19 protein-coding genes and 1 pseudogene are annotated in these 17,038 nt (G+C 34.0%); 11 read left to right on the top strand and 9 right to left on the bottom strand.

Features of this window, described 5'->3' with window-relative positions:
* Window positions 1-286: 286 nt before the first annotated feature.
* Window positions 287-1,558 (bottom strand): GTPase, encoded by a 1,272-nt coding sequence (locus BTR25_RS18445; protein ID WP_175596827.1) that lies wholly within the window; start codon window positions 1,556-1,558, stop codon window positions 287-289.
* Window positions 1,559-1,870: 312 nt separating this feature from the next.
* Here BTR25_RS18445 and BTR25_RS18440 point away from each other — a divergent pair, with 312 nt between their 5' ends.
* Window positions 1,871-2,596: a hypothetical protein gene (locus tag BTR25_RS18440; protein ID WP_075689506.1), complete on the top strand. Its 726-nt coding sequence runs from the start codon at window positions 1,871-1,873 to the stop codon at window positions 2,594-2,596.
* Window positions 2,597-2,933: 337 nt separating this feature from the next.
* Here BTR25_RS18440 and BTR25_RS18435 read toward each other — a convergent pair whose 3' ends face one another.
* Window positions 2,934-3,362, bottom strand: a complete 429-nt coding sequence (locus BTR25_RS18435) for a hypothetical protein (protein WP_075689505.1) — start codon at window positions 3,360-3,362, stop codon at window positions 2,934-2,936.
* 247 nt (window positions 3,363-3,609) lie between these two features.
* Here BTR25_RS18435 and BTR25_RS18430 point away from each other — a divergent pair.
* Both BTR25_RS18430 and sda read left to right on the top strand, forming a co-directional pair.
* Window positions 3,610-4,572: pseudogene (locus BTR25_RS18430) on the top strand ((Fe-S)-binding protein); the annotation flags it as partial.
* Complete coding sequence (sda, locus tag BTR25_RS28655) at window positions 4,569-4,691, top strand: sporulation histidine kinase inhibitor Sda (protein ID WP_139311284.1); 123 nt, start codon at window positions 4,569-4,571, stop codon at window positions 4,689-4,691. The pseudogene BTR25_RS18430 and the gene sda, both read left to right, overlap by 4 nt.
* Window positions 4,692-5,383: 692 nt before the next feature.
* Here sda and BTR25_RS18425 read toward each other — a convergent pair.
* Window positions 5,384-5,809: a MarR family winged helix-turn-helix transcriptional regulator gene (locus BTR25_RS18425; RefSeq protein WP_075689521.1), complete on the bottom strand. Its 426-nt coding sequence runs from the start codon at window positions 5,807-5,809 to the stop codon at window positions 5,384-5,386.
* Between the two features lie 152 nt (window positions 5,810-5,961).
* Between BTR25_RS18425 and BTR25_RS18420 the strand changes: the two genes are divergently transcribed.
* From BTR25_RS18420 to BTR25_RS28230, 3 genes are all read left to right on the top strand, one after another.
* Complete coding sequence (locus BTR25_RS18420) at window positions 5,962-6,402, top strand: GNAT family N-acetyltransferase (protein ID WP_075689503.1); 441 nt, start codon at window positions 5,962-5,964, stop codon at window positions 6,400-6,402.
* Between the two features lie 5 nt (window positions 6,403-6,407).
* Window positions 6,408-7,064: a YczE/YyaS/YitT family protein gene (locus BTR25_RS18415; protein ID WP_075689502.1), complete on the top strand. Its 657-nt coding sequence runs from the start codon at window positions 6,408-6,410 to the stop codon at window positions 7,062-7,064.
* Between the two features lie 909 nt (window positions 7,065-7,973).
* Entirely contained in the window at window positions 7,974-8,537 is a 564-nt protein-coding gene (locus BTR25_RS28230) for a hypothetical protein (RefSeq protein WP_139311283.1), read from the top strand.
* A gap of 400 nt (window positions 8,538-8,937) precedes the next feature.
* On the opposite strand, the gene BTR25_RS18405 is transcribed toward BTR25_RS28230, so the two are convergent.
* The 3 genes from BTR25_RS18405 to BTR25_RS27740 form a co-directional block, all read right to left on the bottom strand.
* Window positions 8,938-9,411 (bottom strand): hypothetical protein, encoded by a 474-nt coding sequence (locus BTR25_RS18405; RefSeq protein WP_075689500.1) that lies wholly within the window; start codon window positions 9,409-9,411, stop codon window positions 8,938-8,940.
* Between the two features lie 162 nt (window positions 9,412-9,573).
* Window positions 9,574-10,014, bottom strand: a complete 441-nt coding sequence (locus BTR25_RS18400) for an ArsI/CadI family heavy metal resistance metalloenzyme (protein ID WP_075689520.1) — start codon at window positions 10,012-10,014, stop codon at window positions 9,574-9,576.
* Window positions 10,015-10,043: 29 nt separating this feature from the next.
* On the bottom strand, window positions 10,044-10,184 hold the full coding sequence (locus BTR25_RS27740; RefSeq protein WP_175596826.1) for a hypothetical protein: 141 nt from the start codon (window positions 10,182-10,184) through the stop codon (window positions 10,044-10,046).
* A gap of 322 nt (window positions 10,185-10,506) precedes the next feature.
* Here BTR25_RS27740 and BTR25_RS18395 point away from each other — a divergent pair, with 322 nt between their 5' ends.
* The 4 genes from BTR25_RS18395 to BTR25_RS18380 all read left to right on the top strand — a co-directional run bounded on the left by BTR25_RS18395 (window position 10,507) and on the right by BTR25_RS18380 (window position 12,369).
* A complete protein-coding gene (locus tag BTR25_RS18395) occupies window positions 10,507-10,827 on the top strand; it encodes an ArsR/SmtB family transcription factor (protein ID WP_139311281.1) in 321 nt (106 codons plus the stop codon).
* 91 nt (window positions 10,828-10,918) lie between these two features.
* Complete coding sequence (locus BTR25_RS18390; RefSeq protein WP_075689499.1) at window positions 10,919-11,110, top strand: hypothetical protein; 192 nt, start codon at window positions 10,919-10,921, stop codon at window positions 11,108-11,110.
* A 12-nt stretch (window positions 11,111-11,122) separates the two neighbouring features.
* Window positions 11,123-11,989, top strand: a complete 867-nt coding sequence (locus BTR25_RS18385; protein ID WP_075689498.1) for a permease — start codon at window positions 11,123-11,125, stop codon at window positions 11,987-11,989.
* 128 nt (window positions 11,990-12,117) lie between these two features.
* On the top strand, window positions 12,118-12,369 hold the full coding sequence (locus BTR25_RS18380; protein ID WP_075689497.1) for a DUF2533 family protein: 252 nt from the start codon (window positions 12,118-12,120) through the stop codon (window positions 12,367-12,369).
* Window positions 12,370-12,419: 50 nt separating this feature from the next.
* Here the strand turns inward: BTR25_RS18380 and BTR25_RS18375 are convergent, their stop codons facing one another.
* Genes BTR25_RS18375 through BTR25_RS18365 form a run of 3 tightly spaced genes read right to left on the bottom strand, consistent with a single transcriptional unit; the run spans window position 12,420 to window position 16,052 of the window.
* Window positions 12,420-13,517: a Ger(x)C family spore germination protein gene (locus tag BTR25_RS18375; protein ID WP_075689496.1), complete on the bottom strand. Its 1,098-nt coding sequence runs from the start codon at window positions 13,515-13,517 to the stop codon at window positions 12,420-12,422.
* Window positions 13,510-14,589, bottom strand: coding sequence for a GerAB/ArcD/ProY family transporter (locus tag BTR25_RS18370; RefSeq protein ID WP_075689495.1), 1,080 nt, complete (start codon window positions 14,587-14,589; stop codon window positions 13,510-13,512). The genes BTR25_RS18375 and BTR25_RS18370 overlap by 8 nt, the downstream gene beginning before the upstream one ends.
* Window positions 14,590-14,597: 8 nt before the next feature.
* Window positions 14,598-16,052 carry a spore germination protein gene (locus BTR25_RS18365; RefSeq protein ID WP_083652457.1) on the bottom strand — a complete coding sequence of 485 codons (1,455 nt, stop codon included), beginning with the start codon at window positions 16,050-16,052 and terminating at the stop codon, window positions 14,598-14,600.
* 120 nt (window positions 16,053-16,172) lie between these two features.
* Here BTR25_RS18365 and BTR25_RS18360 point away from each other — a divergent pair, with 120 nt between their 5' ends.
* Window positions 16,173-17,009 (top strand): DUF2935 domain-containing protein, encoded by an 837-nt coding sequence (locus BTR25_RS18360; protein WP_175596825.1) that lies wholly within the window; start codon window positions 16,173-16,175, stop codon window positions 17,007-17,009.
* Window positions 17,010-17,038: the final 29 nt, after the last annotated feature.

Genomic DNA, 17,038 nt, shown 5'->3' with positions numbered 1-17,038 from the left:
ATAGTCGTATTTCACAGATGTTTCAGCTCCCTCATAACAGTTTGAATAATGTGCTCATCCACGCCGTTGTTGAAGGAGATTTCTATGTTTGCCGTTTTGATCGTGCAAGCGTTATTGTAAGAGGGTGCTGATGAAGTGGATGAATATGAAACTTTATTTTCGGAATGTAATGTAACGGGGACGATTGTAAGTTTTTGTTCTGGCATATGAAAAGCACCTCCTTAAATTGATACATTCATCGTACCAGGAGGCGCTACGTGTTTATATGCGTATTTTGATTGGGGGCTTACGCTATTTCTTCTAAACTTTCTTGAATATCCTCCATTTTTTGCTGCATACTTTGTGATAGAATGTTTAAAATTTCCTCGTTAGAAAGTTCTTCGAAATTATGCTCAATTCTTAGGAAATCCGAACATACATCAATAAATGTATTTGTAATTTTTTCAGTAACTTTCCGATTAAAACTCCCCATTATTAACCCAACAACCGGTGACAGGACAATATTTCCTTTGCTAATAGTTTTACCAAATAATTTTGTAATAAATGCCAGTATCTTAGGTCCAAGTTTTTCACTACCATATTTAACAGCTGCCTTTCCAGCAGTCTTCCCGCCTTCAAATAAAACAAAAGGTACTAATATAGATTTTAATAGCGATTTTGCTTCCTTTGTAAACTTTAAGAAGTTCTTTGAAACAGGAATTCCCATTACAGTCATTATATCTTTTGCAATATAAAGATAAACTGCTCCTTTTCCTAGTACATCTAATCCAATGGGAAAAGCATCTGTAACTTGAGCTAAATTTTTATAATTAAAAAGGCTTTTTGAATCTAAGCGTTCTTTAAGTAGTTCTTTTGCTGATTTTATTTTTTCTTCAATCTTAATTTTTTGGGCTGCTGTAAATGCTCTTACTGTTGCTTCTGGAAGAATATTCACGGTTTCACTAATTAAATTCTTAAGTCCATGAGGAGGAATAACTATATCGCCGTATAATTTTCTTTCTACAGCTAGAACTCGACAAATCTGTACCTCTGGACATTCTTTCTCGATTTTCTTCTGGAATGTCTCATCCGCATCAAGAGTTTGTGTTAATACAACGATTACAGGCATGTATTTGGAAAATTCATTTATCCACTCTAATTCAACATCTTCTATTCTCCTACTTTCGTTGGAAATACAATACCACATCACATGCATATGTTCTTCAACGTTAGGAGAATCTGATCGATTAATAATTTCACTAATAATACTATTACGGGATTTTTCTCTTTCCTGCGGGTCAAGTTCAAGTCCTTTTGTATCAAATAAGTTTACATTTAACTCTTCAACATCATATTTTTCAAGGGATTGTGAAACCGGCTTCCCTTCTCCTGCTCTAGCAATTACAGAACCAAAAATTGCATTAATTAAGGTACTTTTTCCCACTCCAGTTTTTCCAGAAAGAACTATATTAGGCTTTAAAAAATTCTTATCAAAGTCTTCATTAAACTTTTTGAATTCTTCCTTCAGCTCATAAAATATATCATCCCAAATATCATCTTGCCTTGTCTCTTCAGTCATAAATAACTCACCCTTTTTCATTATATTCTTATTCCTTAATACTAAACTAATTAAGTATTGCATAGTAATATTTTACCAAAATTTTAAAATCAGCGTTATCCTATTTTCTTACTAACACTCTTAAATTAGGTTCGGGGAATATGTCCCTTTAGATTTCACTGCTTATAAATTAGACTTAGCTAGAAAACGTATTAAATATATTCATTTGATTTGCCTCCTGTTAATTAATGTCTTTTTATTATATTCTTATTGTAATCTATTAAACTTCGAATGAGTTGTGCTGTCAGACCATATCTGAAAGGAAGGAAAGACATGAAGATAAATGATGTGGAAAAGGAAATTCTGGCTTTAGATCATGAATTAGAGGAAAGAAATATTGTCCTTATGCCTGATTTAACTCAAATACAAGTCTTTAAGGAGAATCCCACGTCAATACAGGAATTCATACCTTATATTCAAAACAGTATAGACTATACGATGGATCTCGCAAGTGCTCTTAAAAAGTTCTTATACTCACCATTCTTATTTTTTACTGATTTGATCCGTAAGAATAATCTTGTTAAGAAGACTTCAAAAAACACAATAGAAACGGATAATAATTATTCTAGCTCACTTACAAGGACTTCTGTTAAGAAAATAAAAAGTAACGATGAAATCTTTAGTTCAATATTAACAATGGTTGAGGATAATGCAGATACTGAGACATTTGCAGAAAGGGTGAAAGCACTTTCATTTCATAAGTACAATACGACCAAGGAATTCTCAGCAAAGGCAAATATTGATTATTCACACTTAAATAAGCTTATTAATGGAAAGCTTCGGGAAAATGCAGTTATCAGCAGAGATTTAGCTATTAAGATCTGTCTTGCATTGGAGTTAGACTTGCTTGAATCCAATGAACTTCTTTCCCTGGCAGGTTATATCCTTTGTGGTAATACTAGCCGAGATCGGGTCTTAAGTCTGTGTGTTATGCATAAAGTAGGTGTTATTACAACAAATATGATTTTGGATAAACGTGGATTGCCCATCTTAAAATGAGTGTATCTCCATCGTTCACCGATGTATTCTGGTATAATTACACTGCAGGGCAAATTAATAGAACATCCGGTTAAAAATGTAGAACCCGCTCCTGGTACCAAGCCTGAGCAGGTCTTTTACTGTCAGAATATATATTAAAACCATTTGGAAGAAATCAATTCTGGAGGTCATATGGGACAATTTCTAAAATGAACTTAGAACCATCTAGAGTAGTCTTAGAATTGTCAGGAGCGGGTCCTCCCTTATTCTTAGTGGATGGGAAATAAGACTAAAAGGAGCTATCAACTCTTCGGATACCAGAACAGTTGAACGCTCCTTTTATGTTAAGTCTAATCAATCACTTCCAATTCTCAGGTAATACAGCAAAATACTTTCCATCAAACTCTTCTGATAAAATTTGTCCACCATGACGCATAAGAAGATCTGAAAAATATTCCGATACAACTCCCAGAAATATTATTGGCATATCGTTATATCTTTTACAGAAAGAGATTAACTCTTTCATTAACCTAATAAATAAACCAGTTCTTCTTATTGATTCTTCGAAAAATATAGTTGGTATCTGAAGTTGTTCCTCACATTCTTGTTCTTCTGGTTTTATCCAGTATTCAATTCGAACAAGTTCATTTTTAAATTCTACTTTTGGAAACTTTGAAAAATTAACGTATGCATCTATTTCTCCAATTTTTTCTTTAATGAAAAAAAATTCTATCATTTCAGCAAGTTCAATACCCTTTTCATCCAATTGATGTCTATTGAGAATCATAAATCATACCTCCATATAGCACTATATGTTGTCTTTCTTCCCATCTAAATTTGTTTATAACTTGGAGAAATTTTTTTCAAAAATAAAAGATTTGCTACATCTAATTTATTTGTACTCTAAATTACTTTTCATCCCTTTAACTTTTAATGTATCTTTTATCATTTTATCAATTTTTTCTTGTATATAGCTATCTATTATTTCATAGGCTGTGGGGGCATTGAAGAGCAAGTGACGAGGAAATCGTTGACCGAACAAAAACCGAATGCAAACATTAACCGGTTTACTTGGTTTTTATCAGCGTTCGGGTTTACAAAAGGTTGTACGGAAAAGCGGTATGATGAAATTGTTACCCGATAGCTTGTCTACGATGGAGAAAGTGTTACCTAATGTCCCCTCGATAAAGGAATTGAAAAATCGGCCTACTTATCTTCCTGCAAAAACAGATGTAAAAAAACGGGTCGCTTTTTTCTCCGGCTGTTTAATGGATACAATGTTTATGAAAACGAATGACTCGACGATGAAACTGTTACAGTTAGCGGGCTGCGAAATTATCATTCCAACCGGTCAGGCGTGCTGTGGAGCACTACATGGGCATAGCGGGGAAAAAGGTGGTGCAAAGGAACTGGCTAAACGAAATATTCTAGCATTTGAAGAACTTAGTGTCGATTATATCATAACGAATGCTGGAGGTTGCGGAGCTTTTCTAATTGAATATGACCATCTTCTTAAAGATGATCTGTTTTGGGCGGAGCGTGCTAAACATTTCTCAGCTAAATTAAAAGATATATCTAGTATTCTAGTAGAAATGGAGTTCCATAAGAAGGAACTAACATTACCTAGCCAGGTTATCACATACCAGGACTCTTGCCATTTGCGTAATGTAATGCAAACGTCAGAAGAACCACGGATCCTCCTAAAAGCGATAAAAAATACGGAGTATCGAGAAATGAAAAACGCTGACAGCTGCTGTGGTTCAGCGGGAATTTATAATATTGTAGAGTCAGAGATGTCGATGCAAATACTTGACTCCAAAATGAAAACAGCAAAAGCAACAGAAGCGACAACGATTGTTACCGCCAATCCAGGTTGCCTGCTTCAAATGAAATTGGGTATTGAGCGTGAAGGGTTATCGTATCAAGTACGTGCGGTACATATTGTCGATATCCTGCTAGAAGCATTTGAAAAAGAAAATCGGAGTGAAATCTATTGAATAGCCTCAAAACTGAAAATTTATTAGAGTTATTAATAAAATCTATTGAGCTTAATTTATGCAAAGACTTTATTAATTTAATGTATAGTGAGCTAAATTATCGACGAATAGATGATTGATTTATTAATGATTATATTAAGGAATATAGCAAGTCATTCAGACAGAATGTGTTTGAAGCTTAAAATCAATCTAGTACTGAACAAATTAAAGGAATATACCCCGAATTTATAGGTGGGATTCCAAATCCAACATTAGAGTAGTCAGTATTACTTTCTTCAATATGTAAGCATTATTTAACTAAAAAATTGCAGAAAATTTGCTGAAAAACTCAGTAAAACCATATTTTTTTATTGAACTGGATTGTTTTCTATTAACTAAAAAGCCTGATAAATGGACATTATGTAGAGTTTATTACCGTCAATTTTACCCTTTTCATACTTTTCCTAAACTGTAGGTCCAGGGTTCTAATTCTTACCTAAACAAACAATCCCCTCTTGCATAGCAAGGGGGCTGTTTCAAATTCCTCTCTTTTCAAACATATTTAGACTAACATTTCCAAAGTAACTTTTAGTTTACAATATAATATACCCGGGCTTAACTTTAGTTCATAAAATTCATGTTATTTAAACTAACAAAAAGTACCCTTCTCACAATGTTTAATTGCTCTTTAACCAAGTCACCCAAATGAGTGATCGTCTGTATATGTTATTATCAGAATCCTTATACTCTATGTAACTAACTCTGTTTTAGGTCTTATTTAACATAAGGTCCTTTAAGTGTAGGTGAATACTTCACAATGCGATTCTTAACCTTAGTATTTCCTCCTATTTCCTTTTTTTACATATCCCCACTCTCCCTCAACATTCGCTCTAACCCGTTGAAGAAGTTGAAAAATTGTCTCTGTTTCTTCAGCTGAGAATCCAGTTAGTGCAACCTTATTAGAATGCTCCCCTTCTCTCTTTAAAAAGGGATAAACTCTCTTGCCTTTTTCAGTTGGGATAAGTTTTTTAATTTTTTTATTACTATCATCGTCTCTTTTTTCTATAAAACCTTGCATTTCAAGTCTTTTAATTGCACGAGCTGCCGTTGTTCGGTCTACTTTAATCATTTCTGCCAACTTATCCTGTATAATTCCTGGGTTTTCAACTATTCGAACCAGATATAAATACTGACCTTTTGTAAGGTCATATTCTTTAAATTCAATATTACTTATGGAGTCTAATGCTCTTGCTATCATTCCAATTTCACGAAGAATTTCCACCGCTAAATGCCTTCCTTTTATTTTTGTTGTATTTACAACAAAAATATTTTCATTTATACTCTTTTTAAGTCATCTTAATTTTGACTGATTTAATTACAAAAATAAATCCTGAAAGGACTAAAAGAAATATGGAACCTAAAAGAATCACAATGGAACATCATTTAAGTGTAGCTTTTCATATAAGGAAAGAAGTGTTTGTGGAGGAACAAGGCGTAGCACTAGAAGATGAGTTTGATGAATTTGACACACTAGATGGACAATGTGAACACATATTAGTCTATTATGGTGAAAAGGCAGTCGGAACGGGAAGAATAAGAGTTGTTGATGGCTTTGGAAAATTAGAAAGAATTTGTATCTTAAAGCAATACCGTAAATTTGGTCTAGGCAAAGTAATTATTAAAGCATTAGAAGAAATTTCAGAACAAATGGGAGTATCCCAAGTAAAACTCCACGGGCAAACGCAAGCAGAAGGCTTTTATCTAAAACTCGGCTATCGGACTTCATCTAATATATTTATGGAAGATGGAATTCCTCATATATTAATGGTAAAAAACATAACTAACGAGTGATGCAAATGTCGAGTAAAAATCAATTTTATTTTTATGTTTTAGGTATTTTTATACTAACTCTAGGTATTACTTTAACTATACAATCAGACCTTGGAACATCCCCTTTTGATGCACTCTTGGTCGGTTTGTCAATGAACGTGGGGCTGACTGTTGGAAGTTGGGAAGTAATCATAGCTTTCATATTGATAGGTTGTAATTCACTTTTAAAAAGACAAAGACCAGAAGTTTCGGGTTTGTTAACAGCGGTTATAACGGGTATTGGTATTGATATATGGCTTTATTTGTTGCAGGAATTGATCACACCTGAACTATGGTACGGCAAAGTAGTTTGCTTTGGAATCGGCTTAGTTTTTATCGGTTTAGGAACAGCAATCTATTTACTAACAAAATTTGCACCGATTCCAGTTGACCGATTAACATTAATCATACAAGAATTAACTAGTTCAAGTATATTTTTTTCGAGAACATTCATTTATCTCGTATTTTTGATAATGGCAATGATTTTTAAAGGACCAATTGGCATTGGAACTTTATTAACCGTTTGTTTAGGAGGGGTAATACTCAATTACGCCATGCAGTTTGTTGAAAAAGTATTAAACCCCAAGTTAATACACTCTTGTACATCACCAAATTACGATAAAGACAAAAACCATTCAATATAGGATGGTTTTTCATGTTAATAGCCTGGCTCTTTAAGTGCACCGAGCCTCCTAAGTATAAAAGTCGAAATAGTTTTGACTGTCTAACGTTCACAAAATCGAAACTTTATTTTTGTTCTTTATTGTAGCCTAGTTTAATCGTCATTTGTTGACCTGAGTGCTTTCAAGAATTCTTTTTTTACTAAACTTCATTTTCTATGGATCCTATTTTTCATGTGTCTTCATTAACTTCTCCATTATTACAAGCACAACACTTCTATACTAAGAAAAATAACCTAAAAATTGTATTTTTAAGTGGATAAGTGGCGAAAAATAAAAAGAGTTATGTCACAATTAACAAATGAATATAACTCCCAATGACACACTAAATAATTCAATGTCCCGCTCCGAAAACTATAGGAAGCAACCGATGAGTCGAATCTTGTCGAATTCTAATATATATTATGTAAACCTGAAACAAACTTGAACAGAAGTAACTAATTGCCTTAGTTCCTATAAGAATCCTTATCATGAACCAACTCCCTTCTAGTTCATGATAATATTCCGGGCCGTCTGGTTACCGTCAGCACCGGTTTGATAACCTCTAGAGTTTAACACATTACCTATCATTTAACCGTGTTTAAAGAGTTTCTGGAGCATTCAACCAACTTAAATGATCTTAATCCGTCTCTGGTTCGCCGGTTTATTCAGGACTAGATGATACCTTCAATAACTTTCCAAAAGTACCACATAAGAAACGTTTTCTAGATATAGATGGATTTCTTTACCATAAATAAAACTTTAAACCTAGAGGATAATATATTTGTCTACTTGGTGATTACAAGCAGATAAACTTGGAGGTGCATTACCATAAACGGAATGTTATTCTTCATAGTCCTTTTATTAGCTATTGCTATAGGTGTCATTTTCTTTATGGGCAAGAAGAAAAATAATCCTATTCCAGCAGTAGCTAGACCCAAACCATTTTCAAACAATCATTTTAAGGAGGAATTCGCTTTGGAAGAAAAAGAAACGAAAATTATTAAAGAAAGAGTTAAGTCTGCCGAAAATGATAAAATTGAAAGAATTGCTGCTGCAAAGGTTGATGAAGAAATTGGTGAAGAGTTGGCACCGTTAAAAAGCCAATTACAATCAATTCAAAATACCCTAAGTCAATTTAATTCAGGGAGCCAGCAATCTTCAATGTCATCTAGCGGGCAGAATCAGAACCAATCAAATGATCTTTTAAAACAGATGCAACAGTTTAGCTCACAAGCTCAGCAACAACAGCAAAAAACTTTTCAACAATTGCAACAATCCGTTCATCAAGCTGCACAAATGTTAAATAATGTAGAACAATCAATACAATCAGTTAATATGTTAAACCAAATCACTCAACAAATTAACCAATCTCAACAACAATTACAACAACAACAACAACAAGGGCAAGGGCAAGGGCAAGGGCAAATGAATATGAACGATCAAACATACCAATAATAAATTTTTTAAAAGCAGCTGATCCTTTTGTTATCAGCTGCTTTTTTTAGCATTACTAGGTATCACTTGATTGTAGTAAAATATTATTTTTCTTTACTATTTCCACAATCGTTTATTTAATGTATCATTTGTTTATGGGAAATATAGGTAATAGGGTTTCAAATTTATTCGCCGTACAAAAATTCTTGCCGATTTACCCACCAACTTCATGATAGACTTCATTTCTATTGAGGAGAGCCTTTCTCAGATCGTTTAATACTATTTAAAATATCAATGATTACCTCAGCTAATGCATCCAAATACGGAGCCGCTGCTTCTGCAACACTCCGCAAAGATATTGGATCCACTTGTCGAATTGAAGGTGAATTATGTAAACCTAAAAAAACTTGACGTTATTTCGTCAAGTTAATCTGTAGCCTCTTATCTTCTCAATTAAATACTGTACTCCATATAATAAATAGGCTTTATAGTGTATGTAGATAAAAAACTGAATCCGATTTAACCGATTAAGACGGATGATTTTAAACTTCTTTAAAACATCCATAACGACAAAAGCAAAGATTCCATCGACAATACCGTTTAATAAAATAAACTTTTTAAAGTTTCCGTACGATATTTTAAGCAGCCACATGGATAAAGGCATATAAGGGCCAATACTAAACGGAAGTTCATCTCTAATGAATGACTTTGGCTTATCATAAAACTTCCACCACTTCCGCTTATGTCCATACAAATGATTTATGATCTCAAAAATAACAATAAAAATACCGGTAAAAGAATATCGTTTGAAACTACGTCTTCCTATGAATAACAATGATAACCACGGAATCAGCACAAGAAGTGCATTAAATAGTTTGTGTTTCTTGGATGTCAAAGCATACTCCCCCTTTTCTATTATTTAATCCTTTATTAAAATGTCCAATATCGTTGGAAAAAACCCCACTTAAGAGAAACAAATCCCTGTTATTAAAAAAAGAAATAGACCTCGGTACTTCCGGGTCCATAAATACTTCACTTTATGTTATTTTCTGCTCTATTATGAACAACAAGATGAAGAAGGCTTGATTTCAATATTTTCTGGCTGTGTTGCGCAACATGCTGGGTCAATCGTCATGCTCTCTACATTCCCTTTAGTATAAAAGACTTCCCACTCGTTTCCATCTGGATCTGTTACCCAGAATTTATCTTGAGTAGCATAGCAGCAGGTAACATCCATTTCTTCCCTTGCAAAAAAGCCAAATCCTTCTAAGCGGCCTTTATGTTGGAGGACTTCTTCAAGATTTTCTACTTGAAAACCAAAGTGTCCAACTTGGTTTCCTGAAACTTCTTCTTTTACATTTAATGTGAAGTTAAGACCAGGATTATCAAGTAAAAATTTAGCATAATCTGGCTTAACTTTTACTGGCTCTGCATTAAAAACCTTTGAATAAAATTCAATCGACTTATTTAAATCGGTAACATTGATCCCGACATGCATTTTCACGATTAGCCCTCCTAAAGTTTAGATTAACAACATGATGATTGCTCTTCTGAAGTTGTTCCGCAGCAAGACTCTATTTTGGTATCTTCAACCTCCTTAATTTCTACACCACAACAATCTGAAGATATCGAACCTGCTTTACCTATTAACTTTTTAATAAAATTCATTTTTTCCCAGCTCCCTCTTTTTTATTGGTTGAATTTTAATCAATTAATTTTGATTTATAAAAAATAAATCAATTTTTTTTGATTTTATAATGTAAGTATATTAGCATTTTTTTCTAATTGCAACCCTTAATCAAAAAAATTTGATAATATATTTAATTGAACTAATTCTTGGATCTCCTCCTTCCTATCCCTTATGTTACGGTCAAATTATAGGCAATAAACTAAAATCAACTTTTTTTGATAAAAGTGATTGACACATGAAAATATTGGATATATGATTAACTCATCAAGATTATTTGATTAAAAAAAGTAGGTGAAACTGATGAAGGAAGAAATACCATTACAAGATATATCCATGGATTCATTCTTAGAAAAGTATGAGTTAAAATTTAAAGCCATCGCTGATAAAAAGAGACTACAGATTATGAATATTTTAACTCAAAAAGGTGCGATGTGTGTATGCGATCTTGCCCCAATTGTCGATATGGCTCAATCAAAGCTGTCTTACCATTTAAAGATCTTATTAGATGCTAACATTATTACAAAAGAAACACGCGGTACATGGAGTTACTACGAACTAAATCAGGAAGAACTTAATCATTTGTTATCACATGAACTTTGCTGCGTATTCAAGCCAACCTGATGCTAAATTTTTTTAAATTAAGCATCAACTTTTTTTGATTAATATATCAATTTATCTTGATTAAAAAACTCAATTAAATGGAGGAATAAATATGTATCACTATAATTATGCTGGCCTAGTTAACGAGAAACAGAAGAAAATAGAGAAGAAGTCTGATGAAGCATGGAAATTTTCTGAAATAAAGCCAGATTCCCTTCTTAAAAAAATCAAGAAACTTACTTTTTCAAAATATACAAAGAAAATAGCTCAACAGAATAATTGCGATTGCATCCGTGGGTGCTAAGGGGGATCTTATATGTGGTTAGAGGTATTTAAAAGTTTTCTTTATATCATCCTGGAGTTAACGATCCTGTTTATTGTCATCTCCTTTATCATTAGCCTTCTTCAAGGGTATATACCGTACGAGAAGATTGAAAAAAAGCTCTCAGGCAAAAATAAAATAATTGCAGCTTTTGCGGCCATTGTATTCGCATTTATTACACCTTTTTGTTCTTGTTCAACCATTCCTATCGTCGTAAATATGCTGAAGAAAAAGATGCCTTTTGGTATTGTCATGATTTTTCTTTTTGCCTCTCCTGTCCTTGACCCTACCATACTGACGATCATGGGTGTAGCTCTTGGATGGAAGGTGACAGCTATTTACACAATATTGACCACAATATTTTCCATTATCATAGGATTTACACTTGAAAGGTTAGGCTTCGAAAAGTCAGTAAAAAATGTAGTCATGACAGGATACGAGGAAAAACATCAAAAATTTAATGTAAAGTTGGCCTGGAAGGAAACCTTAAACTTGATGAAAAGTGTATTCCCCTATCTTATTATTGGGGCCGCAGTAGGTGCCGTCATTCACGGTTTAGTCCCAACAGAATGGATTTCAAGCGTTTTTGGCAAGGAACATTGGTGGTTAATCCCGATTGCGGCCATTATTGGAATCCCACTATATATTCGCCTTTCTAGTATGATTCCGATCTCGCAAATTCTCATTGCTAAAGGAATGGCATTAGGACCTGTAATGGCCATGATTATCAGCTCTGCGGGGGCAAGTTTACCTGAAGTCATTCTTTTAAAATCAATCTTTAAAAAACAGCTCGTTTTCACTTTCGTTCTATCGGTTTTCGCAATGTCCACGATCTCAGGATTTGTTTTTTACTTGATCTAAACATAAACAAATCGACACAGACGATGAACCCTATGTGTCGATTTGTTTATGCTCATTTTTTTCACCTTTATAAAGATTTACTTCAATGGTATTATTAATTATGTTCAATATCTAGAGGAGTGAAAATCATGAGTGTACATAAGGATTTAATACAGCATGCTGCCAATCAAAATAAGGTGTATCAGGAATTTTTAGCTCTTGATCAGCAGCGTGAATTTTTTATTGAAGAAGCTGTTCAACTTTGCAAACAAAATGCCCCTTTTTCAGTAGCCAAAATAAATGAAGTGACAAATAAAATAAATAAAATTAACCTCCGTTTTATTCCAACACGTGAAAATGTTACGGTTGAAATGGTTAGAGAATATGTAAATAAACAATAACGAATAAAACATCCACCCCCCCTTATACTTCGGTGGATGTTTTTTCTCTACTACTTCCACTTTCCACTGCTATTAATTTTCACTTCCACCTTTAATCCTATGTTCATATCTTTATACATATTATACCAATCCAATTCCTGCCATCGCTTATAGTTCATTTTATTCCGTACGTATCCCCCGACTCCTAGCGGGTCGACTTGAAGTTCCTGAAATTGTGCGATCAGCTCCTCTCCTTTTCTTTTAAGCTCTTCACTAATTAATTTTTCTGTTTCTTTTTTTATTTCAGGATCCGATAAATCTTCCTCACCCATGTACTCTAGGATATCCCCAATTACTTTTAAATCGATCGTTACAACAGGTTTGTCCTGTTCCATCTTTACTTTCATTCGATGCGTCGTCTGAACATAGCTTAGCATAATTTGTGCCTTTTTCTCTTCTCTTGTCTCTATTCCTAGTCCAATATTCCCATGTTTGATTCTTTTACGAAGAAGAAAAAGAATGTTTGTATCTTGTGTATTTAAGATTTTCTTGAGTTTATCTCCCTGAAACAAACCTATTCCATCAAATGCTATATTTTTTTTATCGACCTTAAAAACAGGCAGTACTGGATCTGTACCATCATCGTAATAGTCTCTTAGAAATTGATAAATATTATAATGAACCGCCCGGCTTTCAACATTTAGTTTGGTTATAAATTGCTCTAAGAAAGTAGCATTTTGTCCCTCGTTATTAATTTGTAAACTTAATAGTTCATTTGCCTCATTCTTCCCTAAAGCGAGCATTACTCTTGAGCCAATACTCGGATCTCGAACAATCGTATCGACATATGGCACCAGTCCATCTTTGGCTAATTCACTTCCAAACAATGCGACGCGCAGCTGACCGCTTTCAAGTAACAAATTGGTCTGGTATCTAGCTTTCCCTTTTGCATCTTTACTAGACTTTCCGTATACCGTAATGGTTTTACGATCATACTGACCATCTTTTGAAATCATAGGGAAGGTAATGGTTACCTTTAATGGGGTTTCCTGATTGTTTATTTTATCGTATCCTACCGCATTGATAAGTGCTAAGTCATCAATGATTTTTTGCTGGGCACAGCCTGCTGTCAATAAAACACATAAAAATACTGATAGTAATTTACCCATTGGCATTTTTCCTTCTAATAAAACGACCTAAATAAATAATAAACAATAAAAGGACTGGCAAGACGATCGCGATGCCTGCAGCCAGATAGGTTAAATATTCCAACCATTGATCAACATCCTCCAGCACTTTTGGGATGAGAGAAAATAAAACACTTATTATAATAATTCCTTTTGTTAACTGTTTAGAGTTTATTTTAGTAAATTGATATACGAAAATTTCTTTTGCTGCCCATATATACATAACAGTGGTAATCAAGACTTTTAGGCCAAATATGGTAAAGATAAAGTTTTCTACCCTTTCTAGTACTGGAAAGGTTATATAGCCTAATAAGGTTACAACCGGGTACATATCCCTTAAGAGCTGACCAAAGCTGAAAAAACCATAGCTTATAAAACAAACTCCAAGATAAATAAAAGAAGTAATTGTGTTGCCGGCAATGATTGCTTTTAATGGTTTCTTCTCTACGTTATGGAGATAAAGCAAGGTAAGTTCATATCCTAGTAGGGAGGTAAACACCTGCATACCTCCTCGCAATAAGTCTTTCTCCCCTTGAAAAATAAAGGGGGTTAACCGCACAAAACTGAAATCTGGAATATGAAACAATAATAGAAATACCGTCCAGATTGTAAAAAAGAATAATACTACGTTAGATTTCGAAATATGATATAGACCGTTCTTAAGTAATGGATAACATAGGAAGATTCCCATAAAATTTAGGAAGATAATCGATACATTTGGATAGAACAATAGCTTAAGCATCATTGAAAACTTTACCAATACCATGATGCCTAATAACATCCATACACCTGCAAAGAACAGTAACACCGGCATGACAACCCATTTTGGAATAACGCTTATTAACTCCAGCATAGACTTGCCTTTCCCCTTCTTAAATACAAACCATATAAGTACTAAGTTAACGTTAACTACCATATAGGCAATAATGATACTGATCCAGCCATTGGTGCCAAAAGCTTCAGCAGTAAGACGTGGCAATGAAAACAAGGTAACACCAGATTGAGTCATATACACTAACACTGCTGTCTGAAAGGGAGATAATTTTTCCTTCATTTAACCTGTTATCTCCTCTCAGTATTTTTCTTTAGTGCTCCCCTTATAAGGGCATACTTAAAAAACTTAGGATAGGTTGGGGATAGTGGTAAAAGGTAAGGTGAGTTTAAATTGGTTAACCCAGCTAAATGGATTATTAGCAATCCCATCCCAAAAATAATCCCGATATTTCCCCAAAACCCAGAAATTACAATAAAACCAAAGCGAACGATTCTAATGGAGGTGCTCATTAGATAACTTGGTACAACAAAGGATGCAATGGCAGATGCAGCGACAACAATAATCAGGATATTACTAGTAATCCCTGCTTCTACTGCAGCTTGACCAATTACAATACCTCCTACAATACCAATTGTCTGTCCTACCTTTGAGGGGAGTCTAGCACCAGCTTCCCTTAGCAATTCTAATAAAAATTCTAAAAACAATGCCTCAATGACAGGTGGAAATGGGACCCTGCTCCTAGATTCAATTAAAGTTGGTAATAAAGCTTGAGGAATCATTTCATAATGAAAGGTGGTCACTGAAACATATAAGGCTGTAAACATAAGTGTAACTAAAATGGCCGCATAACGAGTTGCGCGAATAAAGGTACCAACAATCCATCTTTGCCCAAAATCATCCATTGATTCCATAAAATCGAAAAAACTAACGGGTGTACAAAAGGCATAGGGACTATTGTCAAATAAGCCGACTATTTTTCCGTCAAGCAGTTTATAAACCGTTACATCTGGTCTTTCGGTTGTATAAAATTGTGGAAAGGGTGAGTTTGGATGTTCATCGATGTATTGAACGAGCATATTTGTATCCGCGATTGCATCCTTCTTTACAGACTTTAAACGATTTTTTAAATCCTCCAGGTCATCCTTAGCAACTAAATCTTCGATATATAGTAAATAAACTGTATTTCTTCCTAAGTTTCCTATCTGAATACTAATCGCTTTGAGTTTCGAACTCGGTAATCTCCTGCGAATTAATGATAAATTCACATCCATTGATTCTACAAATGCATCATGAGCACCAAGTATGACCGATTCTGTTTCAGAGGCTGTAATAGAACGGGATTCTCCATTTTTGTAGGGTAGTTCATAGGGTGAATCATTAATGAATAAAATACCATCTCCGTTTAAAATAGCTTCTTCTACCTGGGCAGCATCTTGAACTAGCCTAAATTCGGACTGGGTAATATATTCATGCAGCTGCTCTTTAGTTAATCTTCTTATTTTTGTTAGTAGCTGTTCAAAGCGATTCTTATCAATTAAATGTTCGAAATAATAAATTTTTAGGTTTAGATGCTGAAATTCAGTCAGCGTGAGATCAGCCAAATCCTTGAAGTTCATCAAAAATTGGTCCATTAACGTTTGGTGTTGTTTTCCTTCAGGAATTGTATCCTTATTGCCCTTTTCAGGCTCTTCTGTAAATTTCAGCTTAAAGTTCCTTAATAAGCGATTGCGATTTTTCCGCATTTTCGCATCCGCCCCATCTATATTTTTTTATATTTTTTGCTAACATTGGTAATTTATACATTTATTGTTATGTCCTTAAATAATCTAGTAATGGAACAAAATTTAATAAGGAGGTCACTGGTGAAAAAATTAAATCCATTTTCTCCTTGGGAAGAGCATTATTTTTGGGTTAATATTCTTTTAGATCATGCGGTTTTTGTAAGGGATTATTTGTCACCTGTTGAAGAAGAACTGATAAAAGAGGCAAATGAGTTTATCTATAGCTTTACGGGGGTAAGAAGACAATTAGAGCAAATTCCTAAATCTAGTCCTGTTAATTCAAACCTATTAATCGACTTTTCGAAACGCTCTGCCCGTGTATCATACGATTATTATCGATTTGAAGGAAACATTTTAAATCTGGCGTTGAATAATAAGATCTTAATTAATATTACACCTACTTACTTTAATGGGACATTAAGTGAAAACGCTGAGTATTTAAGAATTCTTCAATATTATATGAATGGGACAGATTATCCTCCCATGCTTTTAGTGGATTTGCTAGATTTATGGCTTGAAGATCAACTCGGCCATGCATCATTATTAAGAAGAGGTCTAGATGGAGTTGAACAAATCTTGCAGGAACGTGTAACTAATCTGACTAAATTATTTTCTGCACATATCGTAAAAAATGAGTCAATGAAAGGATATTTGCGGTTTATGCCCGATCAATTCCCAGCACAAATTGCCTTTGCACGAGAGGTAAGCGGTACCGTTCTAGCCTTTAACCAGCTGGTTGAACATGTCATAAATCTTTATAAGGGGAAAGAAGTGTTAAATGCGACTACTTTAAGGTTCCTAGAGCATCATTTCCCTGAATCCTGTTATTTTTTAACAAAGCTAAGTGCGTTTGTACCAGAAATGGAAAAACCGAATTGTTCCCTAACTGCTTACTTTAGTACGTATTATCATAACTAGCTAAAAAGATCTGCCCCTGATTAATAAGA

This window comes from Bacillus sp. MRMR6 (assembly GCF_001940785.1).
Classification (GTDB): Bacteria; Bacillota; Bacilli; order Bacillales; family Cytobacillaceae; genus Neobacillus.
The sequence above is the reverse complement of the archived record's forward strand: the minus strand, read 5'-3'. Positions and strand labels throughout refer to the sequence as shown.

Bases quoted from the DNA above. Each gene is read 5' to 3' on its own strand.
- BTR25_RS18445 (WP_175596827.1), bottom strand. From the start codon at position 1,558: ATGACTGAAGAGACAAGGCAAGATGATATTTGGGATGATATATTTTAT.
- BTR25_RS18440 (WP_075689506.1), top strand. From the start codon at position 1,871: ATGAAGATAAATGATGTGGAAAAGGAAATTCTGGCTTTAGATCATGAA.
- BTR25_RS18435 (WP_075689505.1), bottom strand. From the start codon at position 3,362: ATGATTCTCAATAGACATCAATTGGATGAAAAGGGTATTGAACTTGCT.
- BTR25_RS18425 (WP_075689521.1), bottom strand. From the start codon at position 5,809: ATGATAGCAAGAGCATTAGACTCCATAAGTAATATTGAATTTAAAGAA.
- BTR25_RS18420 (WP_075689503.1), top strand. From the start codon at position 5,962: ATGGAACCTAAAAGAATCACAATGGAACATCATTTAAGTGTAGCTTTT.
- BTR25_RS18415 (WP_075689502.1), top strand. From the start codon at position 6,408: ATGTCGAGTAAAAATCAATTTTATTTTTATGTTTTAGGTATTTTTATA.
- BTR25_RS28230 (WP_139311283.1), top strand. From the start codon at position 7,974: ATGGGCAAGAAGAAAAATAATCCTATTCCAGCAGTAGCTAGACCCAAA.
- BTR25_RS18400 (WP_075689520.1), bottom strand. From the start codon at position 10,014: ATGCATGTCGGGATCAATGTTACCGATTTAAATAAGTCGATTGAATTT.
- BTR25_RS27740 (WP_175596826.1), bottom strand. From the start codon at position 10,184: ATGAATTTTATTAAAAAGTTAATAGGTAAAGCAGGTTCGATATCTTCA.
- BTR25_RS18395 (WP_139311281.1), top strand. From the start codon at position 10,507: ATGAAGGAAGAAATACCATTACAAGATATATCCATGGATTCATTCTTA.
- BTR25_RS18390 (WP_075689499.1), top strand. From the start codon at position 10,919: ATGTATCACTATAATTATGCTGGCCTAGTTAACGAGAAACAGAAGAAA.
- BTR25_RS18385 (WP_075689498.1), top strand. From the start codon at position 11,123: ATGTGGTTAGAGGTATTTAAAAGTTTTCTTTATATCATCCTGGAGTTA.
- BTR25_RS18380 (WP_075689497.1), top strand. From the start codon at position 12,118: ATGAGTGTACATAAGGATTTAATACAGCATGCTGCCAATCAAAATAAG.
- BTR25_RS18375 (WP_075689496.1), bottom strand. From the start codon at position 13,517: ATGGGTAAATTACTATCAGTATTTTTATGTGTTTTATTGACAGCAGGC.
- BTR25_RS18370 (WP_075689495.1), bottom strand. From the start codon at position 14,589: ATGAAGGAAAAATTATCTCCCTTTCAGACAGCAGTGTTAGTGTATATG.
- BTR25_RS18365 (WP_083652457.1), bottom strand. From the start codon at position 16,052: ATGCGGAAAAATCGCAATCGCTTATTAAGGAACTTTAAGCTGAAATTT.